Source organism: Afipia broomeae ATCC 49717, assembly GCF_000314675.2.
Classification (GTDB): Bacteria; Pseudomonadota; Alphaproteobacteria; order Rhizobiales; family Xanthobacteraceae; genus Afipia; species Afipia broomeae.
Map to the genome: position 1 here is coordinate 182,093 of NZ_KB375284.1, position 19,529 is coordinate 201,621.

Below are 19,529 nucleotides of genomic sequence, written 5' to 3' on the forward strand. Positions count from 1 at the left end.
CGCCATGCGCGAAATGGAAATTCATGACTATGCGCGCCAACTGATGGAAGCGCACGGTCCTCGGGCCATTGCGGAGGCCGCACAACGGGCGACCGAGTGCGAGGCGGAAGGCAAGCTGGAGCAGGCCAGGGACTGGCGGCATGTCGAGGACGCGCTGAAGCTTATGCGCGGGCCGCATCAAAGCTGAAATGATTCAGACCGCAACCGGTTTGCGGACGACCATCACTATCGTGGCTGCGCGGAAACGCAGCCGGCGAAAGTCGCTTACGCCGGCATCGCCGCAAGATCGCTTTCGTCGTCGATTTCGTCGGCAATCGGGGCGAACGTGCTGAGCGGCTTCGTCGAGAGCGTGATATTGCGACGGTTGCCATAGGACGATGGCGACGGACCCGACGACGGCGCTTCCCGCGACATCGCGAACAGGGTCGAACCGACGATCCCGCCTTGCTCGACCAGATCGCGTTCCGAGCATGTCGCCGCGATCGCAAGGCTCATGCCGTGCAGATGGGCGCGCCGGTAGCAGAACAGAGCGAGCATCGCCCTGACATCCGCCGACACCGATTCCACAAGTTGAGGAAGACCGTGTTCACTGGCTCGGTAAAGGCTTCCGAGCATCTCGTCGCCGACCGGGCAGACGTCGTTCTCAAAGGCTTCGCGGCTGGACCACATTGAAAATCTCCCCAGCTACATGACCCGCCAGTATGGGCGGCTTGGCGGAAAAATCATGCGCCACTTCATTCCGGGAAGATGCAATGCAATTTCCTAACGCAAGGTTAACCACGCCCTCGTGTTCGTGCGCGCGTTCATTGAATGTTAGAGAGATGGAACCGGACCGCGCGCGCCGCGAATCAACCGGTGATTCGGCGGGGCACAGGAGACAGATCTGATGGACACCACAAGCAGACGCAGGCTTGCCGGACAATGCTTCTGCTGAGAGACGATCCTGCTATCGGTCCCACCGCATACATCTTCGTCGGCTCGAAGGCCTTGGTTCACCATCACCGACGACCTGCCGCAATACGACCAGCATAGGTGACAACGAAGGTCTAGACGCGCTTGTCCTTGATCCAGCTAGCGATGGCGCGGCCGATGGCCGGGCCGGAATCTTCCTGGATGAAATGGCTGCCGGGAACGGTGACCTCGGTCTGGTTCTTCCAGCCGCGGCAGAACTCCCGCACCTTGCCGATCAGGATCGCGCCCGGTTCGGCGTTGACGAACAGCTTCGGCAGATCGTTCTCCGCCATCCACTTGGCGTAGGCATCGACGATGGCGACCACATCGGCAGGTTCGCCGCCGATCGGAATCTGGCGCGGCCAGGTCAGCGTCGGCCAGCGGTCCTCGCGATTGAGAAACGGCTTGCGGTATACCGCCATCTCGGCGTCCGACAACTTGCGCAGCACCGAGCCGGGCAACACCCGCTCGATGAACAGGTTGCGGTCGAGGATCATCTGCTCGCCCTTGTCGGAACGGAAACCCTGAAACACCGGCGTCGCCGCCTCGCTCCACTCGTCCCAGTCGGCGACGGGCCGCACAATGCCTTCCATGTAGGCGATGCCGCGCACACGATCGCGATGGTGGTTGGCCCAGTCGAAGCCGAGCGCCGAGCCCCAGTCGTGAATCACCAGCAGAATTTTTTCGCTTCCGCCGATCACCGCGTCGATGAAAGCCCAAAGATGATCGCGGTGCGTGGTGAAGCGATAGGTATCCGGCTTCACATCGGGCAGCTTGTCGGAGTCGCCCATGCCGATCAGATCCGGCGCAATCAGACGTCCCAGCCCTTCAAGCTCGGGAATGACGTCACGCCAGAGATAGGACGAGGTCGGATTGCCATGCAGGAACAGGATCGGCGGGCCCTCACCGCGCTCGTGATAGGCCATGCGATGACCGAGGACATCGACAAACTTCTTCGACAGCGGCGCTTCGCTCATGGCGTATCCTCACGATAATAGTTTATCGATCAAGGCCTGATCCTGATCGTAGACCCAGCATTCATGGAGTCTGTCGTGGAGGATCGAATACACCAGGAGCCGCTGCACGTCCGTGGTTTTCTCGTCATGGCTGAACTGCTCGCGCGCCAAAACCGCGCCGCGCTCCGGACCGGCCATGATGTGATCGACGCTGAGCAGCTTGCGGCGGGTGCGCTTGCGGAATTCTTCCAGCACCGCAAGACATGCGGCTTTGCCTTTATGCACGCCGGACAGCGGATTGTTGCCGCCATAATGGAGCGTGAACTGCTCGTGATAGCAGTCGCGGATTGTCGGCACGTCTCCGGCAGCCCAGGCTGTGGCGTAGCGCATAATCACACGGCGGACCTGCTCAGTGGCCGCCGCGTCATCGGTTGCCTTCATGTCCGCCATAAACTCTCCGCTCTCCGCTCGTCCCCGCGAAAGCGGGGACCCACCCGACATTTTTGGAGTGCTGGATTCCCGCTTGCGCGGGAATGAGCGGGTTAACATCCAGATCGATCTAGCCGATAAACGTCACTGCCTCGGGAATGCTCGCACGGCTGGTGCGATAGCTGTTGGCGGGATGCGTCGTGTCGGCATAACCGAACGAAATACCGCACACCACGCGGCGATCTTCCCCGACGCCGAGATGCTTGCGCACCACGTCGGCATGCCCGGCCAGCGCCGCCTGCGGAATCGTCGCGAGACCCGCAGCCTGCGCGGCGAGCATGAAATTGCCGACATAGCCGCCGCAGTCGATCGCGCCGTAGGTCCCGAGCGCTTCGTCGCTGGTGATGATGGCCACGTGCGGCGCGCCGAAGAAGCGGAAGTTTTCCAGCATCTGCTTGTTGTAGGCGGCCTTGTCGCCGCGCGCTATGCCGAGTGCATTGTAAAGCTGGAAGCCGCTTTCGCGGCGGCGATCCAGATAGACGCCCTTGTACTCGCGCGGGAAGTCGAAATCCGTGACAGGCGGCGCGCGTTCGCTCGCCGCCTTGTACATCGCCTCGCCGAACGCCTTCACGGCATCGCCGGAGAAAATCGCGACCTGCCAAGGCTGGCTGTTGCACCATGACGCGGTTTTCTGCGCGGCTGCCAGCACGCGCTCGATAATCTCGCGCGGCACAGGGTCCGGCTTGAACGCGCGGCAGGAATACCGCTCGGCAAGCAGCTTCTCCACGACCTCGATGTCGCGGCTGTCGGGTTGTGCAAGCATGGCGCTCAGCGTCCCTTGGTCGGAATGGCGTTGAAAGGAACATCCTTGTCGACGCGGATGTCGCCCGGCAAGCCTAGCACCCGTTCGGCGATGATGTTGCGCAGGATTTCGTCGGTACCACCTGCTATGCGATCCGACGGCGAACGCAGCAGGATCGACTGGAACTGGCCGCCGACGGACGGGCTGTCCGCATCGGTCAGTGCGCCAGATGCACCCTGAAGATCCATCGCGAACATCGCAATGTCCTGCAGCATGGTGCCGGCCACGAGCTTGCCGATGGAATTTTCCGGGCCCGGACGCTCGCCGCGCGACAGCGCCGAGATCGAACGATAGCTGGTGTACTTGAGGCCGCTGGCCTTGACGGCCCAGCTTGCCAGCTTCGAGCGGACGTTCTTGTCGTCGATGGCAAGGCCGTCTTCAAGCATCAGCTCGTTGCAGAACGCGAACAACTCGGGGAAGCCGGTGGACTGCCGCGCGCCGATCGACATGCGCTCGTTCATCAGCGTGGTCAGCGACACGTTCCAGCCGTCGCCGACCTTGCCGAGCCGCTGCGAGTCCGGGATCTTCACGTCGGTGAAGTAAACCTCGTTGAATTCCGACTGGCCGTTGGCCTGCTTGATCGGCTTGACCACGACGCCCGGCGATTTCATGTCGAGCCAGAACATGGTCAGGCCCTTGTGCTTGGGCTGGGTCGGATCGGTGCGGGTGATGACGATGCCGTAGTCGGAGAAATGCGCGCCGGTGGTCCAGACCTTCTGGCCGTTGATGATCCAGTCGTCGCCCTTCTTTTCAGCGCGGGTGCGCAGACCGGCGACGTCGGAGCCGGCGGACGGTTCGGAGAACAACTGGCACCAGACATGTTCGCCCGAGGCGAGCGGCGGCAAATACTTCTGCTTGTCGGCATCGCTGCCGAACGCCATCAACGTCGGGCCGCACATGCCCTGCCCGATCAGGAACACGCCCTCCAGCTTGCCGTAGAAGCCCTCTTCCTGCTGCCAGATCACGCGCTCGATCGGGGACGCGCCGCGTCCGCCGTATTCCTTCGGCCAGTGCAGGCAGGCCCAACCGGCTGCGGCCTTCTTCTTCTGCCACTTCTTGGATTCCTCCAGGATGTCGCGGTTCTTCAGCTTGATGCGGCCGACGGTCGGCTGTGACAGTTCGGCTTCCAGTTCCTTCGGCGCATTGGCCTGTATCCAGGCGCGCGCCTCGGCACGGAACGCGGCTTCCTGCGGGGTGTCATCGAAATTCATGGGAATGATCCTTCTTAAGAAGCGTTGCGGAAGCGCAGGCGGTCGATCAACTGGTTCTCCCAGTACGACAGGCTTCCGAGCGACAGCGCGAGCACATTGGCGCGCCGGTAATACAGGTGGCAGTCGAACTCCCAGGTGAAGCCCATGCCGCCGTGCACCTGGATGTTGTTCTTCGAGCAATGCTGGAACGCCTGCGTGGCGCTGATGCGGGCGGTCGCCGCCGCTTCCGGCAACTCCGCGGCGTCGGTCGAGAGTGCCCACGCGCCGTAGTAGCAATTGGAGCGCGCCAGCGTCGCCGAGACATACATGTCCGCGAGGATGTGCTTCACCGCCTGGAACGATCCGATCTGACGACCGAAGGCAATGCGATCGAGCGCGTAGTCGCGGCCCATCTCGAGTGCGCGGTCGGCGCCGCCAACCTGCTCGAACGCCATCAGCACGGCTGCGCGATCCAGCACGCGGGTCAGGATGCTCCAGCCTTCGTTCGCCGCGCCAAGCGGCTCCGCCTTGGCGCGGTCGAACGTGATCGCGGCCTGGCCATGCGCCTGATCGAGATTGGCGAGCGCCTTGCGCGTCACGCCTTCGCCGTTCAGATCGACAATGAACAGTCCGATGTCGGTCTCGCGGCCGGTCGAGCCCGTGCGCGCGGCAACGATCGCAAAATCCGCAATCGCGCCGTCCGCCACCGGCGTCTTGGTGCCCGAAACCGCACCCTGCGCGGCCGAGACCTTGATCGCCTTGTGCGACGGATTGCCGACGCCCTCGAACAGCGCAAGCGTGCCGATGGCTTCGCCGGAGGCGATCTTCGGCAGCCACTTCGCCTTCTGTTCGGCGCTGCCCGCGAGCATGATGGCTTCGGCGGCGAGATAGATCGTGGACGAGAACGGCACCGGCGCCAGCGCGCGGCCCATTTCCTCGGCGATCACACACAGTTCAAGATGTCCCGCGCCTGCGCCGCCGAATTCTTCCGGAATGGCGACACCGAGAAAGCCCATCTCCGCAAGGCCTTTCCACAGCGCCTTGTCGTAGGGCGCCTTGCCTTCCAGCACGGCACGCACCGCCTTCGGCGGCGAATGTTCCGCGAGATAGCGCCGCGCCTGATCGCGCAATTGCTTCTGGTCGTCCGAGAATTCAAAGTTCATGAGTTTCGCCTTTTCTCATTCATGTTCAGTCAACACATTCGTCATTGCGAGGAGCGAAGCGACGAAGCAATCCATCTTGTTATCTCCAAAAAAATGGATTGCTTCGCTTCGCTCGCAATGACGATTATCGATCCAGCATGATCACGTCCGGCCCCGGCTGGTCTGCGTAAAGCTGTTCGACCAGCGCGGCGCGGCGTTCCAGGCCCGCGCGTTGGTTGATGTATCCCTTGTCGGTGAGTTCGTTACCATCGATGGACGGCGGCTCGGCCATCAGCATCGCGCGCACAATGCGGCGGCTGCTCGTGTTGTTGCACGCCTGGTTATGCGCCAGCAATCCATCGCGCATATGTGCGCGCACCTTGGGGTGATTCACCACCGTATCCATCGACGCATTCATGTCCTCGATCAGCCGGCGGCAGGAATCGAGATTGGGCCATGCCAGCAGTCCGATGAAAGGACGATCCTGCCCCGCGACCAGCGCATCCTGAACAACCGGCGTTGCTGCGGCGATCGCATCGGTGCGCAGCGCGCCGACAAGAACGAATGTTCCCGTGGTGAGCTTGAAGTCCTCGACCACGCGGCCCGAAAAAATCAGGCCCTGCGCCGGGTCCTGCGGATCGACGAACACGCCGGCATCGCCGATGCAGTAGAAGCCTTCCTCGTCGAACGCCTTTTGCGTCAATTCAGGCTGGCCGTAATATCCCGGCGTGACATTGACGCCGCGCAGCCGCAATTCGTACTGTGCGCCGCACGGCACCATCTTCAATTCCACACCGGGAAACGGCAGGCCGATCAGGCCGACGCGCTCGGTGTCCCAATAGGTGCCGGTGGAGGTTGGCGCGGTCTCGGTCGAGCCCCAGCCGGTGTAGAACACAAAACGCTCGCCGGTGGTGCGCACCGCGAGTGTCTGGAAGCGATCGTAGAGATCATCCGGGAGCCGCGCGCCGCCGTAGGCGAGTAATCCAAGATTCCTGAAGAACGAGCGGCACAGCGCATCGTCCTTTTCCATCACCGCCGCCAGCGCCGCGTAGCCGGCTGGCACGTTGGCATAATAGGTCGGCGAAATCTCACGCAGGTTGCGCAGGGTTTCCTCGAACTGGCCGGGCACCGGACGGCCATCGTCGATATACAGTGTGCCGCCTTCGGTCAGCGCCACATTGAACAGCGCATTCCCGCCCATGGTGTGGTTCCACGGCATCCAGTCGAGATAGACACCGTCCGGCGCATCTTCGGGGCGCGGCCGCACCTGCATCATCATGCGGGCGTTGGCGCACATCATCTTCTGCGTGTTGATGACGGCCTTGGGCATGCCGGTAGAGCCCGACGTGAACAGCAGCTTGCCGACAGTGTCCGGCGTGATCTGCGCGATGGATTCGTCAACTGCCGATGTGACAGGTGTTGCAGCAAGATCCGCGTAGGCCACGCTTTTGATGCTCGCGGGCGCGCGATCGACATGGATGACCGTGATGCCATCGAGATCGAGCGCGGCCAGCGCCTTCTCGAAGGTGGGGCCATCCTGCACCATCACCACCGCAGGCTTCACAAGGCCGAACAGGTATTTCAGCTTGGCGTGATCCTGGCTCATCAGCGAATAGGCAGGAGATACCGGCGCCGCCGGAATCCGCGCCTGCATCGCCGCCTGCGTCATCAGTGCGTGCTCGATGGAATTGCCGCTGAGGATCGCGACCGGACGCCCGGCAGGCAGCTTCATGTCTAGCAGCGCCTGTGTCAGCGCATCGATGGTCCTCTTGGCCTCGCCGTAGGACACCTTGTGCCATTGCCGCTCGGGGCCCCGGCGCTGCGCCAGCCAGATGTGATCGGGCCGCGCGGCGGCCCACTTCGCGACCGAGGCCGGAATGTACGGCTCATAGGGATCGAGCGGAAACCGGGACTTCAGGACGATCACGCCGTCGTCCCGGCGCTCCACCGCGATGTCGCGCGGCAACCAGTCGATCTTCCGGAATGCGGGCTTCGACGGCACGGTGTCCGCGCTTGTCCCGGCCAGACTTGAAGTCACACTCGCGCTCATCGCAGCCTCTCCCTCAGAGAAACGGCGGGGGCATTCTTGTGATGCGCCCCTCGCCGGCCGATTACGCTTTGAACCATCAACCGTCATTGCGAGCGAAGCGAAGCAATCCAGAGAATGCTTCAACCAAAAAGGAATGGATTTGCTTCGTCGCTTACGCTCCTCGCAATGACGATGTGGCCCCTACCGCGGCGCCATGCGGATCGCGCCGTCGAGGCGGATCGTTTCGCCGTTCAGCATCGGGTTCTCGACAATGGCGACGGCTAACTGAGCATATTCGCTCGGATCGCCGAGACGCGCCGGATGCGGCACCTGCGCGCCGAGGCTCTTCTGTGCTTCTTCCGACAGGCCCATCAGTAGCGGCGTCAGGAACAGGCCCGGCGCGATGGTCATGACACGGATATTGAGCGAAGCGAGATCGCGCGCCACCGGCAGGGTCAGGCCGACGATGCCGCCCTTCGACGCTGAATACGCCGCCTGACCGATCTGGCCGTCAAAGGCGGCGACGCTGGCGGTGTTGATGCAGACGCCGCGCTCCTCGCCGATCGGCGGGGCGGTCTGCATGCGCTCGGCGACGAGACGAATGCAGTTGAAAGAGCCGATCAGGTTGACCTTGATGATGCGCGAGAAGTGATCGAGCGGATAGGCGCCGTTCTTGCCGACGGTCTTTACCGCGCCGCCGATGCCGGCGCAGTTCACCAGCACGCGGATGACGCCATGGGCGGCTTCGGCCTTCGCGATGGCTTCCTTGACCGGCGCTTCTTCCGAGACGTCGCCGACCAGCGCGAGACCCTTGATCTCCTTGGCGACGGCTTCTGCGCCGTCCTTGTTCATGTCGATGACGGCGACCTTCGCGCCCTTCGCGGCCATCGCGCGCGCAGTTGCCGCGCCCAGACCCGAACCGCCGCCGGTGATGAGAACTGAAACATCCTTGAGCTGCATAAGTCGTTTTCCTCGTGTGACGGATTGTTAAGTCGTGATGACTTCAGGATGCTTTCGCCGCGGTCTTTTGCGACCACTGCGAAAGAATTTCGGCGGCATCGACCGGCGGCACCGCCGGCGATCCCTGAATGTTTGACGGTGTGCGCGAGAACCGCGGCGCGGGCGCGGGCTGCAAATGGCCATCGACGTTAACGAAGGTTTTGCGCGCGGCGAGATGCGGATGGGACGGCGCATCGAACAGTCCGCGCACAGCGGCCGCGCAGGCGTCCGAGCCTTCGAGAATCGCGGCCCATTCGTCGCGCGTTTTGGTCTTGAACAAAGCCGTCATCTTCTCGTGCAGATGCGGCCAGCCCTTGCGGTCCATCTGCGCGTCGTAACAATCCTCGCTGAGCCCCGCGAGCTTGCGCAGTTCCGCATAGAACTGCGGCTCCAGCGCGCCGATCGCCATGAAGCCGCCGTCCTTGCATTCATAAGTGCGATAGAAAGGTGCGCCGCCATCGAGCAGATTGGTGCGCGGCTGATCGGTCCAGCGCCCGGTCGCCTTCATGCTGTGGAACATGGTCAGCATGCTGGAGACGCCGTCGCACATCGCAGCATCGACGACCTGACCCTTGCCCGACGCACGGGCTTCGATCACCCCTGCGAGCACACCGACCACGAGATACATCGCGCCGCCGCCGTAATCGCCAACGAGATTCAGCGGCGAAACCGTTTCACCATTGGCGGCGCGGAAGGAATCGAGTGCGCCGGTGATGGCGATGTAATTGATGTCATGACCCGCCGCCTGCGACAGCGGGCCTTCCTGGCCCCAGCCGGTCATGCGGCCATAGACCAGTTTCGGATTGCGCTTCAGTACGACATCCGGCCCGAGACCGAGCCGCTCCATTACCTGCGGGCGGAAACCTTCGATCAGCACATCCGCTGCGCCGATCAGATCCAGTGCCTTGGCAATGTCAGCGGGATTCTTCAGATCCAGTTCGATGACACGGCGGCCGCGATTGACGAAATCGCGCACATCGCGCTTGCCCTGTCCGGGCCGCGCGATCGACACCACGTCCGCGCCCATGTCGGACAACAGCATCGATGCGAACGGACCCGGCCCGATGCCTGCGAATTCGATGACGCGCACGCCACGCAATGGTCCTGTTGCAGCCGAACGCTCCGTCATACGCTTCTCCCAAACTCAACGTCTTCTTGTTTATCGGCGCGCCCATTTTTGTTTCGAGGCCGGACGCGTCGCTCATTATTTTAATTGCTACCGTTCTATCACGCCTTGGTGACGGACGACGACTTCTCCGTGTCAAACGACATGGCAGCCCTGTCGGTCAGCAATCCACCGAGGAACAGCGTCGTCATATGCTTGATGTACTGCCGCCGCACTTCGTCGGAGATGCCAGTCGGCCCGAGAAACCGGGCATTCATCTGGCGGCCGTAGAACAGGTTGTCACAGGCGCCGTTGAGGCTGATGTAGAACAGCGCCGGATCGACCTTGCGGAATTCGCCTGCCGCCACGCCATCGTCGAGCAGCTTGCGCACAAAGCCGAACAGCGGATCGATAAAGAAGCGATGAACTTCCTTTGAAGTCGCCTCGCTGCCCTGATGCAACAACAGATGAATCAGCCGGCTCAGATACGGCACGCGATAATAAGCGTTGATGATGCCGGCAATGTGCCGCCGCATCTTCTCCGTCGGAGAGATCGGCTGATCGAGCACGAAAGCGAGATTGGTCATTTCAGCGGCGGCATCGCGCGCCAGCAGCGCCAGCAGCAAACCGTCCTTGTTGCCGAAATGATATTTCACCAGCGCCGCGTTCACGCCGGACTTCTGCGCGATCTCGCTCAGCGACACCTCGGTCGAGTTCCGCTCGATCATCAGATCGCCCGCGGCCACCAGCAATTTCGCAGCGGTTGCATTCATCGGCGCGGTTTCCTTTTCGGGAACCTGCTTCGATGGCAGCCGGCGCGGCTTTTTGGCGGTCAGGGTCGGTGACATGCGCGGTCTCGGGACATGATGGACCACCAGCTAACCCGATGATCGGGCCGCGCTCAAGAGTTAATTGACCGATTGACTAAATCCCGCGCCGCGCCTTTAATCCCGCCCAACCGAAAACAATCCATCAGGGAGCACCACCATGGCTGAAGCCTATATCGTTGCCACCGCCCGCACCGCAGGGGGACGCAAGGGAGGCCGCCTTGCCGGCTGGCATCCGGTCGATCTCGCAGCTTCGGTGCTGGATTCACTGGTGGACCGCACCGGCGTCGATCCCGCCCAGATCGAAGACGTTATTATGGGCTGCGTGATGCAGGCCGGCGAACAGTCGAACAACGTCGCCCGCAACGCGGTGATGGCGTCCAAGCTCCCGGAGAGCGTGCCCGGCACCTCGGTGGATCGCCAGTGCGGTTCGTCGCAGCAGGCGCTCCACTTCGCGGCGCAGGCGGTGATGGCCGGTTCGATGGACATCGTGATCGCCGCAGGCGTCGAGGGCATGACCCGCGTGCCGATGGGACTTCCGGCCACGCTGGCCGCCAAGAACGGCTTCGGCAATTATTACAGCCCGAACATCCAGCAGAAATATCCGAACATCCAGTTCAGCCAGTTCACCGGCGCTGAAATGATGGCGGAAAAGTATGGTCTCGCGAAGGAAGAGCTCGACCAGTATTCCTACCAGAGTCACCAGAAGGCAATTGCCGCCACGCAGGCCGGGGCGTTCAAGGACGAGATCGTTCCGCTCAAGTTCACGCGCGAGGACGGCTCCAGCGACATCCACAACATCGACGAAGGCATCCGCTTCGACGCGACCATCGAAGGCATCCGCGGCGTCAAGACCATTGCGGAGGGCGGCAAGCTCACCGCCGCCAGCGCCAGCCAGATCTGCGACGGTGCGTCGGGCGTCATGGTGGTGAACGAGCGCGGCCTCAAGGCGCTTGGCATCGCGCCGCTTGCCCGCATTCATCACATGACCATGATCGGCGGCGATCCCGTCATCATGCTGGAAGCGCCGCTGCCTGCGACGCACCGCGCGCTGAAGAAGGCCGGCATGAAGATCGACGATATCGATCTGTTCGAGGTCAACGAAGCTTTCGCTTCGGTGCCGACCGCATGGCTCAAGGACACCGGCGCCGATCCGGCCAAGCTAAACGTCAACGGCGGCGCGATCGCGCTCGGCCATCCGCTCGGCGGCTCCGGCACCAAGCTGATGACCACGCTGGTCAATGCGCTCAGGCAGCGCAACAAGCGCTATGGCCTGCAGACCATGTGCGAAGGCGGCGGCATGGCCAACGTGACCATCGTCGAGCGTCTGTAAAAAAGATGAACCGGTCGTCCCCGCGAAAGCGGGGACCCACCTGCCAATCAATTGTTTCGGCCCGAAGCTACATCGGGCGATTTCATTCCCTTCAGGAGTTATGAATCCCTGCTTTCGCGGGGATGACCGGAAATTCTATCGCCAAGAGCGGACCAATCCGCCGGTGTCTTTGAGGAAACGCCCAGGGAGCGCCATGTCTCATCCATCGATTCACGCCCAGTCGACGCCAGACAAGATCGCCTACCAGATGGCGAGGAGCGGCGAAGCCGTCACCTATCGTGAACTCGACCGCCGCTCCAATCAGGGCGCGCAACTGTTCCGCTCTCTCGGCCTGAAGAAGGGCGACCACATCGCGCTTCTGATGGAAAACAACATCGCATTCATGGAAATCTGCTGGGCCGCGCAGCGCAGCGGGCTCTATTACACTGCGATCAGCCGTTATCTCACCGCCGACGAGATCGCCTATATCGTCAAGGATTGCAGCGCCAGGGTTGTCATCACCACGCCGAAGTGCGTCGAGTCCGTCGCGCCGCTGGTGACCAAAGCGGCTGACGCGCCGGTGTTCTTTATTGTGGGCGGCTCGCATCCCGGATTTCGCTCGTGGGAGGATGCACTGGCGACACAGCCGGCCACGCCGATCGCCGATGAGGCCGCCGGTTACGACATGCTGTATTCGTCCGGCACGACCGGACGGCCAAAGGGCATCAAGCGCCCGCTGACCGAACCATCCATCCTTGTGCCCAATCCGCTGCTCAAGCTGCTGTGTTCGACCATGTGCGGCATGAACGAGACCAGCGTGTATCTGTCGCCTGCGCCGCTGTATCATGCGGCTCCGCTGCGCTTCAACATGATGTGCGGCGCGCTTGGCGGCACCTCGATCATCATGGAGTCGTTCGACACCGAGGAATTTCTGCGGCTGGTCGAGAAGCACAAGGTGACGCAGTCGCAACTGGTGCCGACCATGTTCGTGCGCATGCTCAAGCTGCCGGACGATGTCCGCGCCAAATACGATATATCGACATTGAAAGGCGCGGTGCACGCCGCCGCCCCGTGCCCCGCCGATGTCAAGGCGAAGATGATCGACTGGTGGGGCCCGATCCTGATCGAGTATTACGCCGGCTCCGAAGGCAACGGCGTCACGGTGTCCACGTCGAAAGACTGGCTGACGCATCGCGGCACCGTCGGCCGCGCCGTGGTTGGCGAGGTGAAAATTCTCGACGATGATGGCGCTGAGCTGCCGGTCGGCGAAACCGGCACGGTGTATTTCGCCGGCGGACCCCAGTTCGCCTATCACAACGACACCGACAAGACGCAGCGCGCCTACAACGATCGCGGCTGGTCCACGCTCGGCGATGTCGGCTATCTGGACAATGACGGCTTTCTCTACCTCACCGACCGCAAGGCCTACATGATCATTTCCGGCGGCGTGAATATCTACCCGCAGGAAACCGAGGACGCGCTGATCTCACATCCGGCGGTTGCGGATGTCGCGGTGTTTGGCGTCCCGAACGAGGAAATGGGCGAAGAGGTCAAGGCTGTGGTGCAGCCGCACGACATGTCGCGCGCGGGCAAGGAGCTAGAAGCCGAGCTGATTTCGTTTTGCCGCCAGCATCTGTCACCGATCAAGTGTCCGAAGAGCGTGGACTTCGAAGCCGAACTGCCGCGCACGCCCACCGGCAAGCTGGTGAAGCGGCATCTGCGCGACAGGTACTGGGCGAAGGTGAAAAAGACGCCGGCTCAGGCGTGAGAAGCAATCGCCACCTGCCGCCACCGTCATTGCCGGGCCTGACCCGGCAATCCATCTTAACGAGGCTCCTTGAAAAGGATGGATGCGCGGGTCAAGCCCGCGCATGACGTTCAACGCATGGAAACAACTTCGGCTCAGTCTTCCTTGAGCCACTGCTCGACGAGCATGACGTCCGGCGGCTGAAGATACTTGGTCGTCCACATGTCGACGGACCACTCGATCCGGCTTTCCTTCTCGACAATCACCGCGGTGTTGTGGGGCAACTGCATCGTGAAAAGGTTGCCGCGATAGCGCGGATTGCCAACCGTGTGATGCTTGAACAGACCCCATTCCTGCAGAACCAGCAGCAAACTCGAGACATTACGGGTGGAGTCCCAGCAGTCGTAATTATTGGCGTCGGCACGGTTGCGGATATCCGCGCGCGCCACGCGTTTGGACGTGCCGATCTCAGGCCCCATCCGCTTGTCGAACCAGACCACCGCCTTCTGAATGGCGGCTCGCTCGGCTACGGCATTCGCCTTGCCGGACGCCAGGATCTGCGCAAGCGTTTTCCTGTCGGCAGCCGAGAAATCGAGGATCGCGCGGCGGCGGCAGACGAAGCCGTAACACACCGTCATTTCCGACGCCGACGGCGGATTGATCGACACCGAAGTATAGAGTTCGTTTTGCTGCGGACTGAGCTGCATGGCAGACGCAGGCGACATCGCGGACATGAATCCAAGTGCTGCTGCGATTGCGATGGCCGGGAAAATCGGTTTGAACAACGCGGAAACCCTGACAGTTAGGCCAGCAGAACTATGGCGGATTTCGCGCGCAATCAACAGCCGTCTCGCAGCCGCTTCCGCAATCGCAGGAACGTGAGGCGGTTCCGTCACACCGGCAGCGGAGCGTCGCGCTTTACTTCTTCCATCACGGCATAAGTTCGCGTTTCACGCACGCCGGGCAGCGCGAGCAGCGTCTCACCGAGGAACCGCCGGTAAGCCGCCATGTCGGAAAGACGCGCTTTCACGAGATAGTCGAACCCCCCCGCCACCATGTGACACTCGAGCACTTCCGGTGCGAGTTTTACGGCTTCTGCGAAACGCTCGAACACATCAGGCGTGGTTTTGTCGAGCAGCACCTCAACGAACACCAATAGCCCGAGCCCGAGCCGATGCGGATTGAGCCGCGCACCGTAACCCTCAATGAAGCCGTCGCGTTGCAGCCGCTTCAACCGCTCCCCGATGGAGGTCGGCGACAGGCCGATGCGCTCCGCCAGTTCGACATTGGCAATGCGCCCGTCAGACTGCAGGATTTCGAGGATTTTCCGGTCGATCTTATCTGTTTCGCTCATTTATTCGGAATTTTCTGCTATTTTCCGTATTTTGTAAGCTAAAACTCTGAATTTGTCTATCGAACCACGGCAGGTGTTGGATGTAGGATTTGGCAGCCCAAGAGGATGCCATGCTCGACAATCCTGGCCCCGGCCAACTCTTTTCAGCACCCTATGCGCCCGACGACAGCGAGATCGCTGCGCGCCTGCTCGCGATGCCGCCATTGTCCGCCGAACAGAATGCCCGCATCGACCGCACCGCCACGCGTCTGATCGAGGCCGTGCGTGCCGAAGATGGCGGCTTCGGCGGCGTCGAAGACATGCTGCGCGAATTCGCGTTGTCGACCAAGGAAGGCCTTGCTCTGATGGTGATGGCGGAGGCGCTGCTGCGCGTCCCCGACGCCGCCACTGCCGACCGCTTCATCGAGGACAAACTTGGTCAGGGCGACTTCGCGCATCACCGCACAAAGTCCAGCGCACTGCTGGTCAATGCATCGGCGTGGGCGCTCGGCCTGTCCGCGCGGGTGATCCAGCCCGGCGAGACACCGCTTGGCACCGTCGGGCTGATCGCCAAGCGGATCGGCCTTCCTGCAGTGCGCACCGCGACCCGGCAGGCGATGCGGCTGATGGGCAATCATTTCGTGCTGGGTGAAACCATCGATACCGCGCTCGCGCGCGCATCGGACGACGATGGCCCCACCCATCATCATCGCTATTCCTTTGACATGCTTGGCGAAGGCGCCCGCACCGCAGCCGACGCCGCGCGCTATTTCGAATCCTATGCCGCAGCTATCGAGGCCATCGGCCGCACGGCGGGAAACAACTCTCACCCGGACCGTCCCGGAATCTCCGTGAAGCTATCGGCACTGCATCCGCGCTACGAGGCGCTCAGCCGCACGCGGGTGATGGCCGAACTGGCGCCGCTTGCGCTCGATCTCGCGCGCCGCGCCATGGCGCACCACATGAACTTCACCATCGACGCTGAGGAAGCCGACCGGCTCGAACTGTCGCTGGATGTGATCGGCGCGGTGTTTGCGGATCCTTCGCTCACAGGCTGGGAGGGATTCGGGCTTGCCGTGCAGGCCTATCAGAAACGCGCCGAGGCGGTCATCGATCACGTCCATGCGCTCGCGGAGCGCCACGACCGCCGCATGATGCTGCGCCTTGTCAAAGGCGCCTATTGGGACACCGAAGTGAAGCGCGCGCAGGAACGCGGGCTTGACGGCTATCCGGTCTTCACCCGCAAGGCGATGACCGACCTGAACTACATCGCCTGCGCGCGAAAGCTGCTCGGCTTGCGCCCCCGCATCTTTCCGCAGTTCGCCACCCACAACGCGCTGTCGGTCGCAACCATTTCCGAACTCGCAGGCGATGATACCAGCTTCGAATTTCAGCGGCTACACGGCATGGGTGACGCTCTCTATGCGCAGTTTCATGCCGACAAGCCGGATCTCGCCTGCCGCATCTATGCGCCGGTCGGCAGCCATCGCGACCTGCTGGCCTATCTGGTGCGGCGGCTTCTGGAGAACGGCGCCAATTCATCCTTCGTCGCACAGGCGGCGGATGACAGTGTTCCGGTCATAACACTGCTGCAGCGACCGGAGCAGATTATCGCAGCGCCCGATCAGGCCCGTAACGCACGCCTGCCGCTGCCGCCTGAACTGTATCTGCCGCGGATCAACTCGAAAGGCATCGAGTTTGGAGAGCGCGCTGCACTGGACGCATTGCTGACATCGGTTGACGATGCAGTGACACCTTCAAACAGCGTCAAGGAGGCGAGCGAGGACGACGCCGCGATCGCTGTTGCACTGGCGCGCACCGGCTTCGCCTTCTGGAGCCGGACGACCGCCGACACCCGGGCCATAGCGCTGGAGCGCGCCGCGGATCTTCTCGAGCAGCGGATGCCGCACTTCATCGCATTGCTGCAAACCGAAGGCGGCAAGACCATCGACGATGCCGTCTCCGAAGTGCGCGAGGCGATCGACTTCTGCCGCTACTATGCCATCGAGGGCCGCAGGCTGTTCGGCGACGGCCTGCCGCTCCCCGGCCCCACCGGCGAGAGCAATACGCTGCGACTGCGCGGACGCGGCGTCATTGTCGCGATCTCGCCGTGGAATTTTCCGCTGGCGATTTTTCTGGGCCAGGTCGCCGCCTGCCTGATGGCGGGCAACGCAGTCGTCGCCAAGCCCGCCGAACAGACGCCGCGCATTGCCGCGGAAGCCGTGGCGCTGCTGCATGACGCAGGAATTCCGGATTCGGCGCTCCATCTCGTGCAGGGCGACGGCAAGATCGGCGCGGCGCTGGTCGCGCATGACAACATCGCCGGCGTCGTCTTCACCGGGTCCACCGATGTGGCGCGCTCGATCAACCGCACCCTCGCCGCGAAAGACGGCCCGATCGTGCCGCTGATCGCCGAGACCGGTGGCATCAACGCCATGATCGTCGACGCGACCGCGCTGCCCGAACAGGTCGCCGACGACGTGGTGAGATCGGCCTTCAGATCGGCCGGTCAGCGCTGTTCGGCCTTGCGGCTGTTGTTCGTGCAGGACGATGTCGCGGACCGCATGATCGAAATCATCGCCGGCGCCGCAGCGGAACTGAAAGTCGGCGATCCGCGTGATCCGGCAATCCAGGTCGGGCCGGTGATCGACGCCGAGGCGAAGGAACGTCTCGATGCGCATATCGCGCGGATGAAAGCCACCGCGCAGGTTCATTTCGCGGGCGAAGCGCCGGCATCGGGCAACTTCGTCGCCCCGCATATCTTCGAACTGGAGAACGCGGAGCAACTCACGGAGGAAGTGTTCGGTCCGATCCTGCATGTGGTGCGCTACAAGGCGGCAGATTTCGAGCATGTGCTGCAATCGATCGCCACCAGCGGCTATGGCCTGACGCTCGGCATCCATTCGCGCATCGACGACACCGTCGACACCACGATCGAGCGGCTGGCGGTGGGCAACGTCTACGTCAACCGCAACATGATCGGCGCGGTGGTCGGCGTGCAGCCCTTCGGCGGACACGGATTGTCAGGAACGGGACCCAAGGCCGGCGGGCCGCATTATCTTCCGCGCCTCGCCACCGAGCAGACGGTGACGATCAACACCGCGGCCGCAGGCGGCAATGTCGGGCTGATGACGGAAGAGTGAGGCCGCAGACGCCGCTATTCGTCATCGCGAGCGAAGCGAAGCAATCCATCCTTGAATCATGGATTGCTTCGTCGCTTCGCTCCTCGCAATGACGCCATGCGATACTACAGCAACACCGGCTTGTCGGGCAGTTCGTTGCGATGTGCGTCGCTGGCCGGAAAATGCTTCGCCAAAACCTTCGTCACGGCTGCAATGCCTTTCAGCACGCCGCCCTCGAAATTCTTGGCGCGGAATTCGGTTTCCATCAGGCGGCAGATCTTCTCCCATTCCGCCTGGGTAACTTTGTCATTGAAGCCGCGATCGGCGACGATCTCGACGTCGCGATCGGCGAGCAGCAGATAAATCAGCACGCCGTTGCTTTGCGCGGTGTCCCAGACCCGCAAATGCCCGAAAACATCGATGGCGCGGGCGCGGGCGGGCTGGTTCCTGAACAGCGGCACGCCATCGAGCGCGCCTTCCACCACAAAGCGGATCTGGCCGGCATGGGTCGCTTCGCTGGCCTTGATCGCCTTTTCGATGTTCGCGAGCGCCTGCCGCGGGAACGCGCGGCGCACCCGCCAGCGGTTGAGAAGAAGATGCTTGCCGATGCGTTTGATGCCCATTGCTGTGCTCTCGGCTACCAACTGCCCGACGCGCCGCCGCCGCCGAAGCTGCCGCCGCCTCCGCTGAACCCGCCGCTGGAACTGCTCGATCCCCCGGAACTGAATCCACCGCCGTAGCCGCCGCGGCCTCCGCCGCCGCCGGACGACACGAGCGTGTCGCCAATCAGCGTCACGACAAACGCGATCATTCCCCCGATGGCGGCAATCGGCAACACGCCGAGGAAGAACCAGATGAAGGCCGCGACACCGCCGCCGGCAATAAGGGAGCCCAGCAGACGGCCGAAGATGGCCCGGAAGATTCCGCCGCCGACCAGCACGACAATGAAGAGGAACGGGAAATACTCGCCGATCGCGCTCAGGTCCGGCATCTCGCCTTCAGGCTTCGGCGGCGGCAGCGGCTCGCCGTCGATCACTTTCAGGATGCGGTCCGCGCCATCCGAAATGCCGCCGGCGAAGTCGCCGCTTCTGAATTTCGGCGTGATAATCTCGTCGATGATGCGCTTGGAGGTCGCGTCGTTCAACGCGCCTTCAAGGCCGTAGCCGACCTCGATGCGCAGCTTGCGGTCGTTCTTAGCGATGATCAGAAGCGCGCCGTCATCGACCTTCTTGCGGCCAAGCTTCCATTGTTCGGCCACGCGCAGCGAATACTGCTCGATGGTTTCCGGCTGGGTGGTCGGCACGATCAGCACCGCAAGCTGGCTGCCCTTGCGATCCTCGAACGCTTTCAGTTTCTGTTCGAGACTTGCCGCCTGATCGGCCGACAGCGTTCCCGTCAGATCGACCACGCGCCCGGTCAGCGGCGGCACTGCGACGTCGGCCCGCGCAACAAATGCCGCGCCGGCAAACGCCCAGCACAGCATGAACGCGAGAATGACCGCCTTTACCGCTTTCATTGCGGATGT

The 19,529-nt window shown here is 62.6% G+C and carries 18 protein-coding genes; 4 read left to right on the top strand and 14 right to left on the bottom strand.

Annotation, left to right across the window (positions count from 1 at the left end; translation table 11 throughout):
- Positions 1 to 4 precede the first annotated feature (4 nt).
- On the top strand, positions 5 to 187 hold the full coding sequence (locus HMPREF9695_RS20375; protein ID WP_006022789.1) for a hypothetical protein: 183 nt from the start codon (positions 5 to 7) through the stop codon (positions 185 to 187).
- A 77-nt stretch (positions 188 to 264) separates the two neighbouring features.
- Here the strand turns inward: HMPREF9695_RS20375 and HMPREF9695_RS20380 are convergent, their stop codons facing one another.
- The 10 genes from HMPREF9695_RS20380 to HMPREF9695_RS20425 all read right to left on the bottom strand — a co-directional run bounded on the left by HMPREF9695_RS20380 (position 265) and on the right by HMPREF9695_RS20425 (position 10,511).
- Positions 265 to 669: a hypothetical protein gene (locus HMPREF9695_RS20380; protein WP_006022790.1), complete on the bottom strand. Its 405-nt coding sequence runs from the start codon at positions 667 to 669 to the stop codon at positions 265 to 267.
- A gap of 377 nt (positions 670 to 1,046) precedes the next feature.
- On the bottom strand, positions 1,047 to 1,928 hold the full coding sequence (locus HMPREF9695_RS20385; RefSeq protein WP_006022791.1) for a haloalkane dehalogenase: 882 nt from the start codon (positions 1,926 to 1,928) through the stop codon (positions 1,047 to 1,049).
- A gap of 9 nt (positions 1,929 to 1,937) precedes the next feature.
- The gene (locus tag HMPREF9695_RS20390; protein WP_006022792.1) at positions 1,938 to 2,357 is read right to left on the bottom strand and encodes a nuclear transport factor 2 family protein; all 420 of its coding nucleotides are present in this window, start codon (positions 2,355 to 2,357) and stop codon (positions 1,938 to 1,940) included.
- A gap of 109 nt (positions 2,358 to 2,466) precedes the next feature.
- Positions 2,467 to 3,159 carry a nitroreductase gene (locus HMPREF9695_RS20395; RefSeq protein ID WP_006022793.1) on the bottom strand — a complete coding sequence of 231 codons (693 nt, stop codon included), beginning with the start codon at positions 3,157 to 3,159 and terminating at the stop codon, positions 2,467 to 2,469.
- Between the two features lie 5 nt (positions 3,160 to 3,164).
- A complete protein-coding gene (locus tag HMPREF9695_RS20400; protein WP_006022794.1) occupies positions 3,165 to 4,409 on the bottom strand; it encodes an acyl-CoA dehydrogenase in 1,245 nt (414 codons plus the stop codon).
- 14 nt (positions 4,410 to 4,423) lie between these two features.
- The gene (locus HMPREF9695_RS20405; protein ID WP_006022795.1) at positions 4,424 to 5,551 is read right to left on the bottom strand and encodes an acyl-CoA dehydrogenase family protein; all 1,128 of its coding nucleotides are present in this window, start codon (positions 5,549 to 5,551) and stop codon (positions 4,424 to 4,426) included.
- Between the two features lie 124 nt (positions 5,552 to 5,675).
- The gene (locus HMPREF9695_RS20410; protein ID WP_006022796.1) at positions 5,676 to 7,580 is read right to left on the bottom strand and encodes an AMP-binding protein; all 1,905 of its coding nucleotides are present in this window, start codon (positions 7,578 to 7,580) and stop codon (positions 5,676 to 5,678) included.
- Positions 7,581 to 7,760: 180 nt separating this feature from the next.
- Positions 7,761 to 8,519, bottom strand: a complete 759-nt coding sequence (locus HMPREF9695_RS20415) for an SDR family NAD(P)-dependent oxidoreductase (RefSeq protein WP_006022797.1) — start codon at positions 8,517 to 8,519, stop codon at positions 7,761 to 7,763.
- Between the two features lie 43 nt (positions 8,520 to 8,562).
- Positions 8,563 to 9,687, bottom strand: coding sequence for a CaiB/BaiF CoA transferase family protein (locus HMPREF9695_RS20420; protein ID WP_006022798.1), 1,125 nt, complete (start codon positions 9,685 to 9,687; stop codon positions 8,563 to 8,565).
- 98 nt (positions 9,688 to 9,785) lie between these two features.
- Positions 9,786 to 10,511 carry a TetR family transcriptional regulator gene (locus HMPREF9695_RS20425; RefSeq protein WP_006022799.1) on the bottom strand — a complete coding sequence of 242 codons (726 nt, stop codon included), beginning with the start codon at positions 10,509 to 10,511 and terminating at the stop codon, positions 9,786 to 9,788.
- Positions 10,512 to 10,650: 139 nt separating this feature from the next.
- Here HMPREF9695_RS20425 and HMPREF9695_RS20430 point away from each other — a divergent pair, with 139 nt between their 5' ends.
- Complete coding sequence (locus HMPREF9695_RS20430; RefSeq protein WP_006022800.1) at positions 10,651 to 11,823, top strand: acetyl-CoA C-acetyltransferase; 1,173 nt, start codon at positions 10,651 to 10,653, stop codon at positions 11,821 to 11,823.
- A 193-nt stretch (positions 11,824 to 12,016) separates the two neighbouring features.
- Positions 12,017 to 13,570 carry an acyl-CoA synthetase gene (locus tag HMPREF9695_RS20435; protein ID WP_006022801.1) on the top strand — a complete coding sequence of 518 codons (1,554 nt, stop codon included), beginning with the start codon at positions 12,017 to 12,019 and terminating at the stop codon, positions 13,568 to 13,570.
- A gap of 134 nt (positions 13,571 to 13,704) precedes the next feature.
- Here the strand turns inward: HMPREF9695_RS20435 and HMPREF9695_RS20440 are convergent, their stop codons facing one another.
- Positions 13,705 to 14,334 carry a hypothetical protein gene (locus tag HMPREF9695_RS20440; protein WP_006022802.1) on the bottom strand — a complete coding sequence of 210 codons (630 nt, stop codon included), beginning with the start codon at positions 14,332 to 14,334 and terminating at the stop codon, positions 13,705 to 13,707.
- A gap of 107 nt (positions 14,335 to 14,441) precedes the next feature.
- Positions 14,442 to 14,903 (bottom strand): Lrp/AsnC ligand binding domain-containing protein, encoded by a 462-nt coding sequence (locus HMPREF9695_RS20445; RefSeq protein WP_006022803.1) that lies wholly within the window; start codon positions 14,901 to 14,903, stop codon positions 14,442 to 14,444.
- Positions 14,904 to 15,013: 110 nt separating this feature from the next.
- On the opposite strand from HMPREF9695_RS20445, the gene putA reads away from it, so the two are divergent.
- Positions 15,014 to 18,025, top strand: coding sequence for a bifunctional proline dehydrogenase/L-glutamate gamma-semialdehyde dehydrogenase PutA (putA, locus tag HMPREF9695_RS20450; protein WP_006022804.1), 3,012 nt, complete (start codon positions 15,014 to 15,016; stop codon positions 18,023 to 18,025).
- 104 nt (positions 18,026 to 18,129) lie between these two features.
- Here putA and HMPREF9695_RS20455 read toward each other — a convergent pair whose 3' ends face one another.
- On the bottom strand, positions 18,130 to 18,627 hold the full coding sequence (locus HMPREF9695_RS20455; RefSeq protein WP_006022805.1) for a TPM domain-containing protein: 498 nt from the start codon (positions 18,625 to 18,627) through the stop codon (positions 18,130 to 18,132).
- A 14-nt stretch (positions 18,628 to 18,641) separates the two neighbouring features.
- Positions 18,642 to 19,520, bottom strand: coding sequence for a TPM domain-containing protein (locus HMPREF9695_RS20460; protein WP_006022806.1), 879 nt, complete (start codon positions 19,518 to 19,520; stop codon positions 18,642 to 18,644).
- Between the last annotated feature and the right edge of the window lie 9 nt (positions 19,521 to 19,529).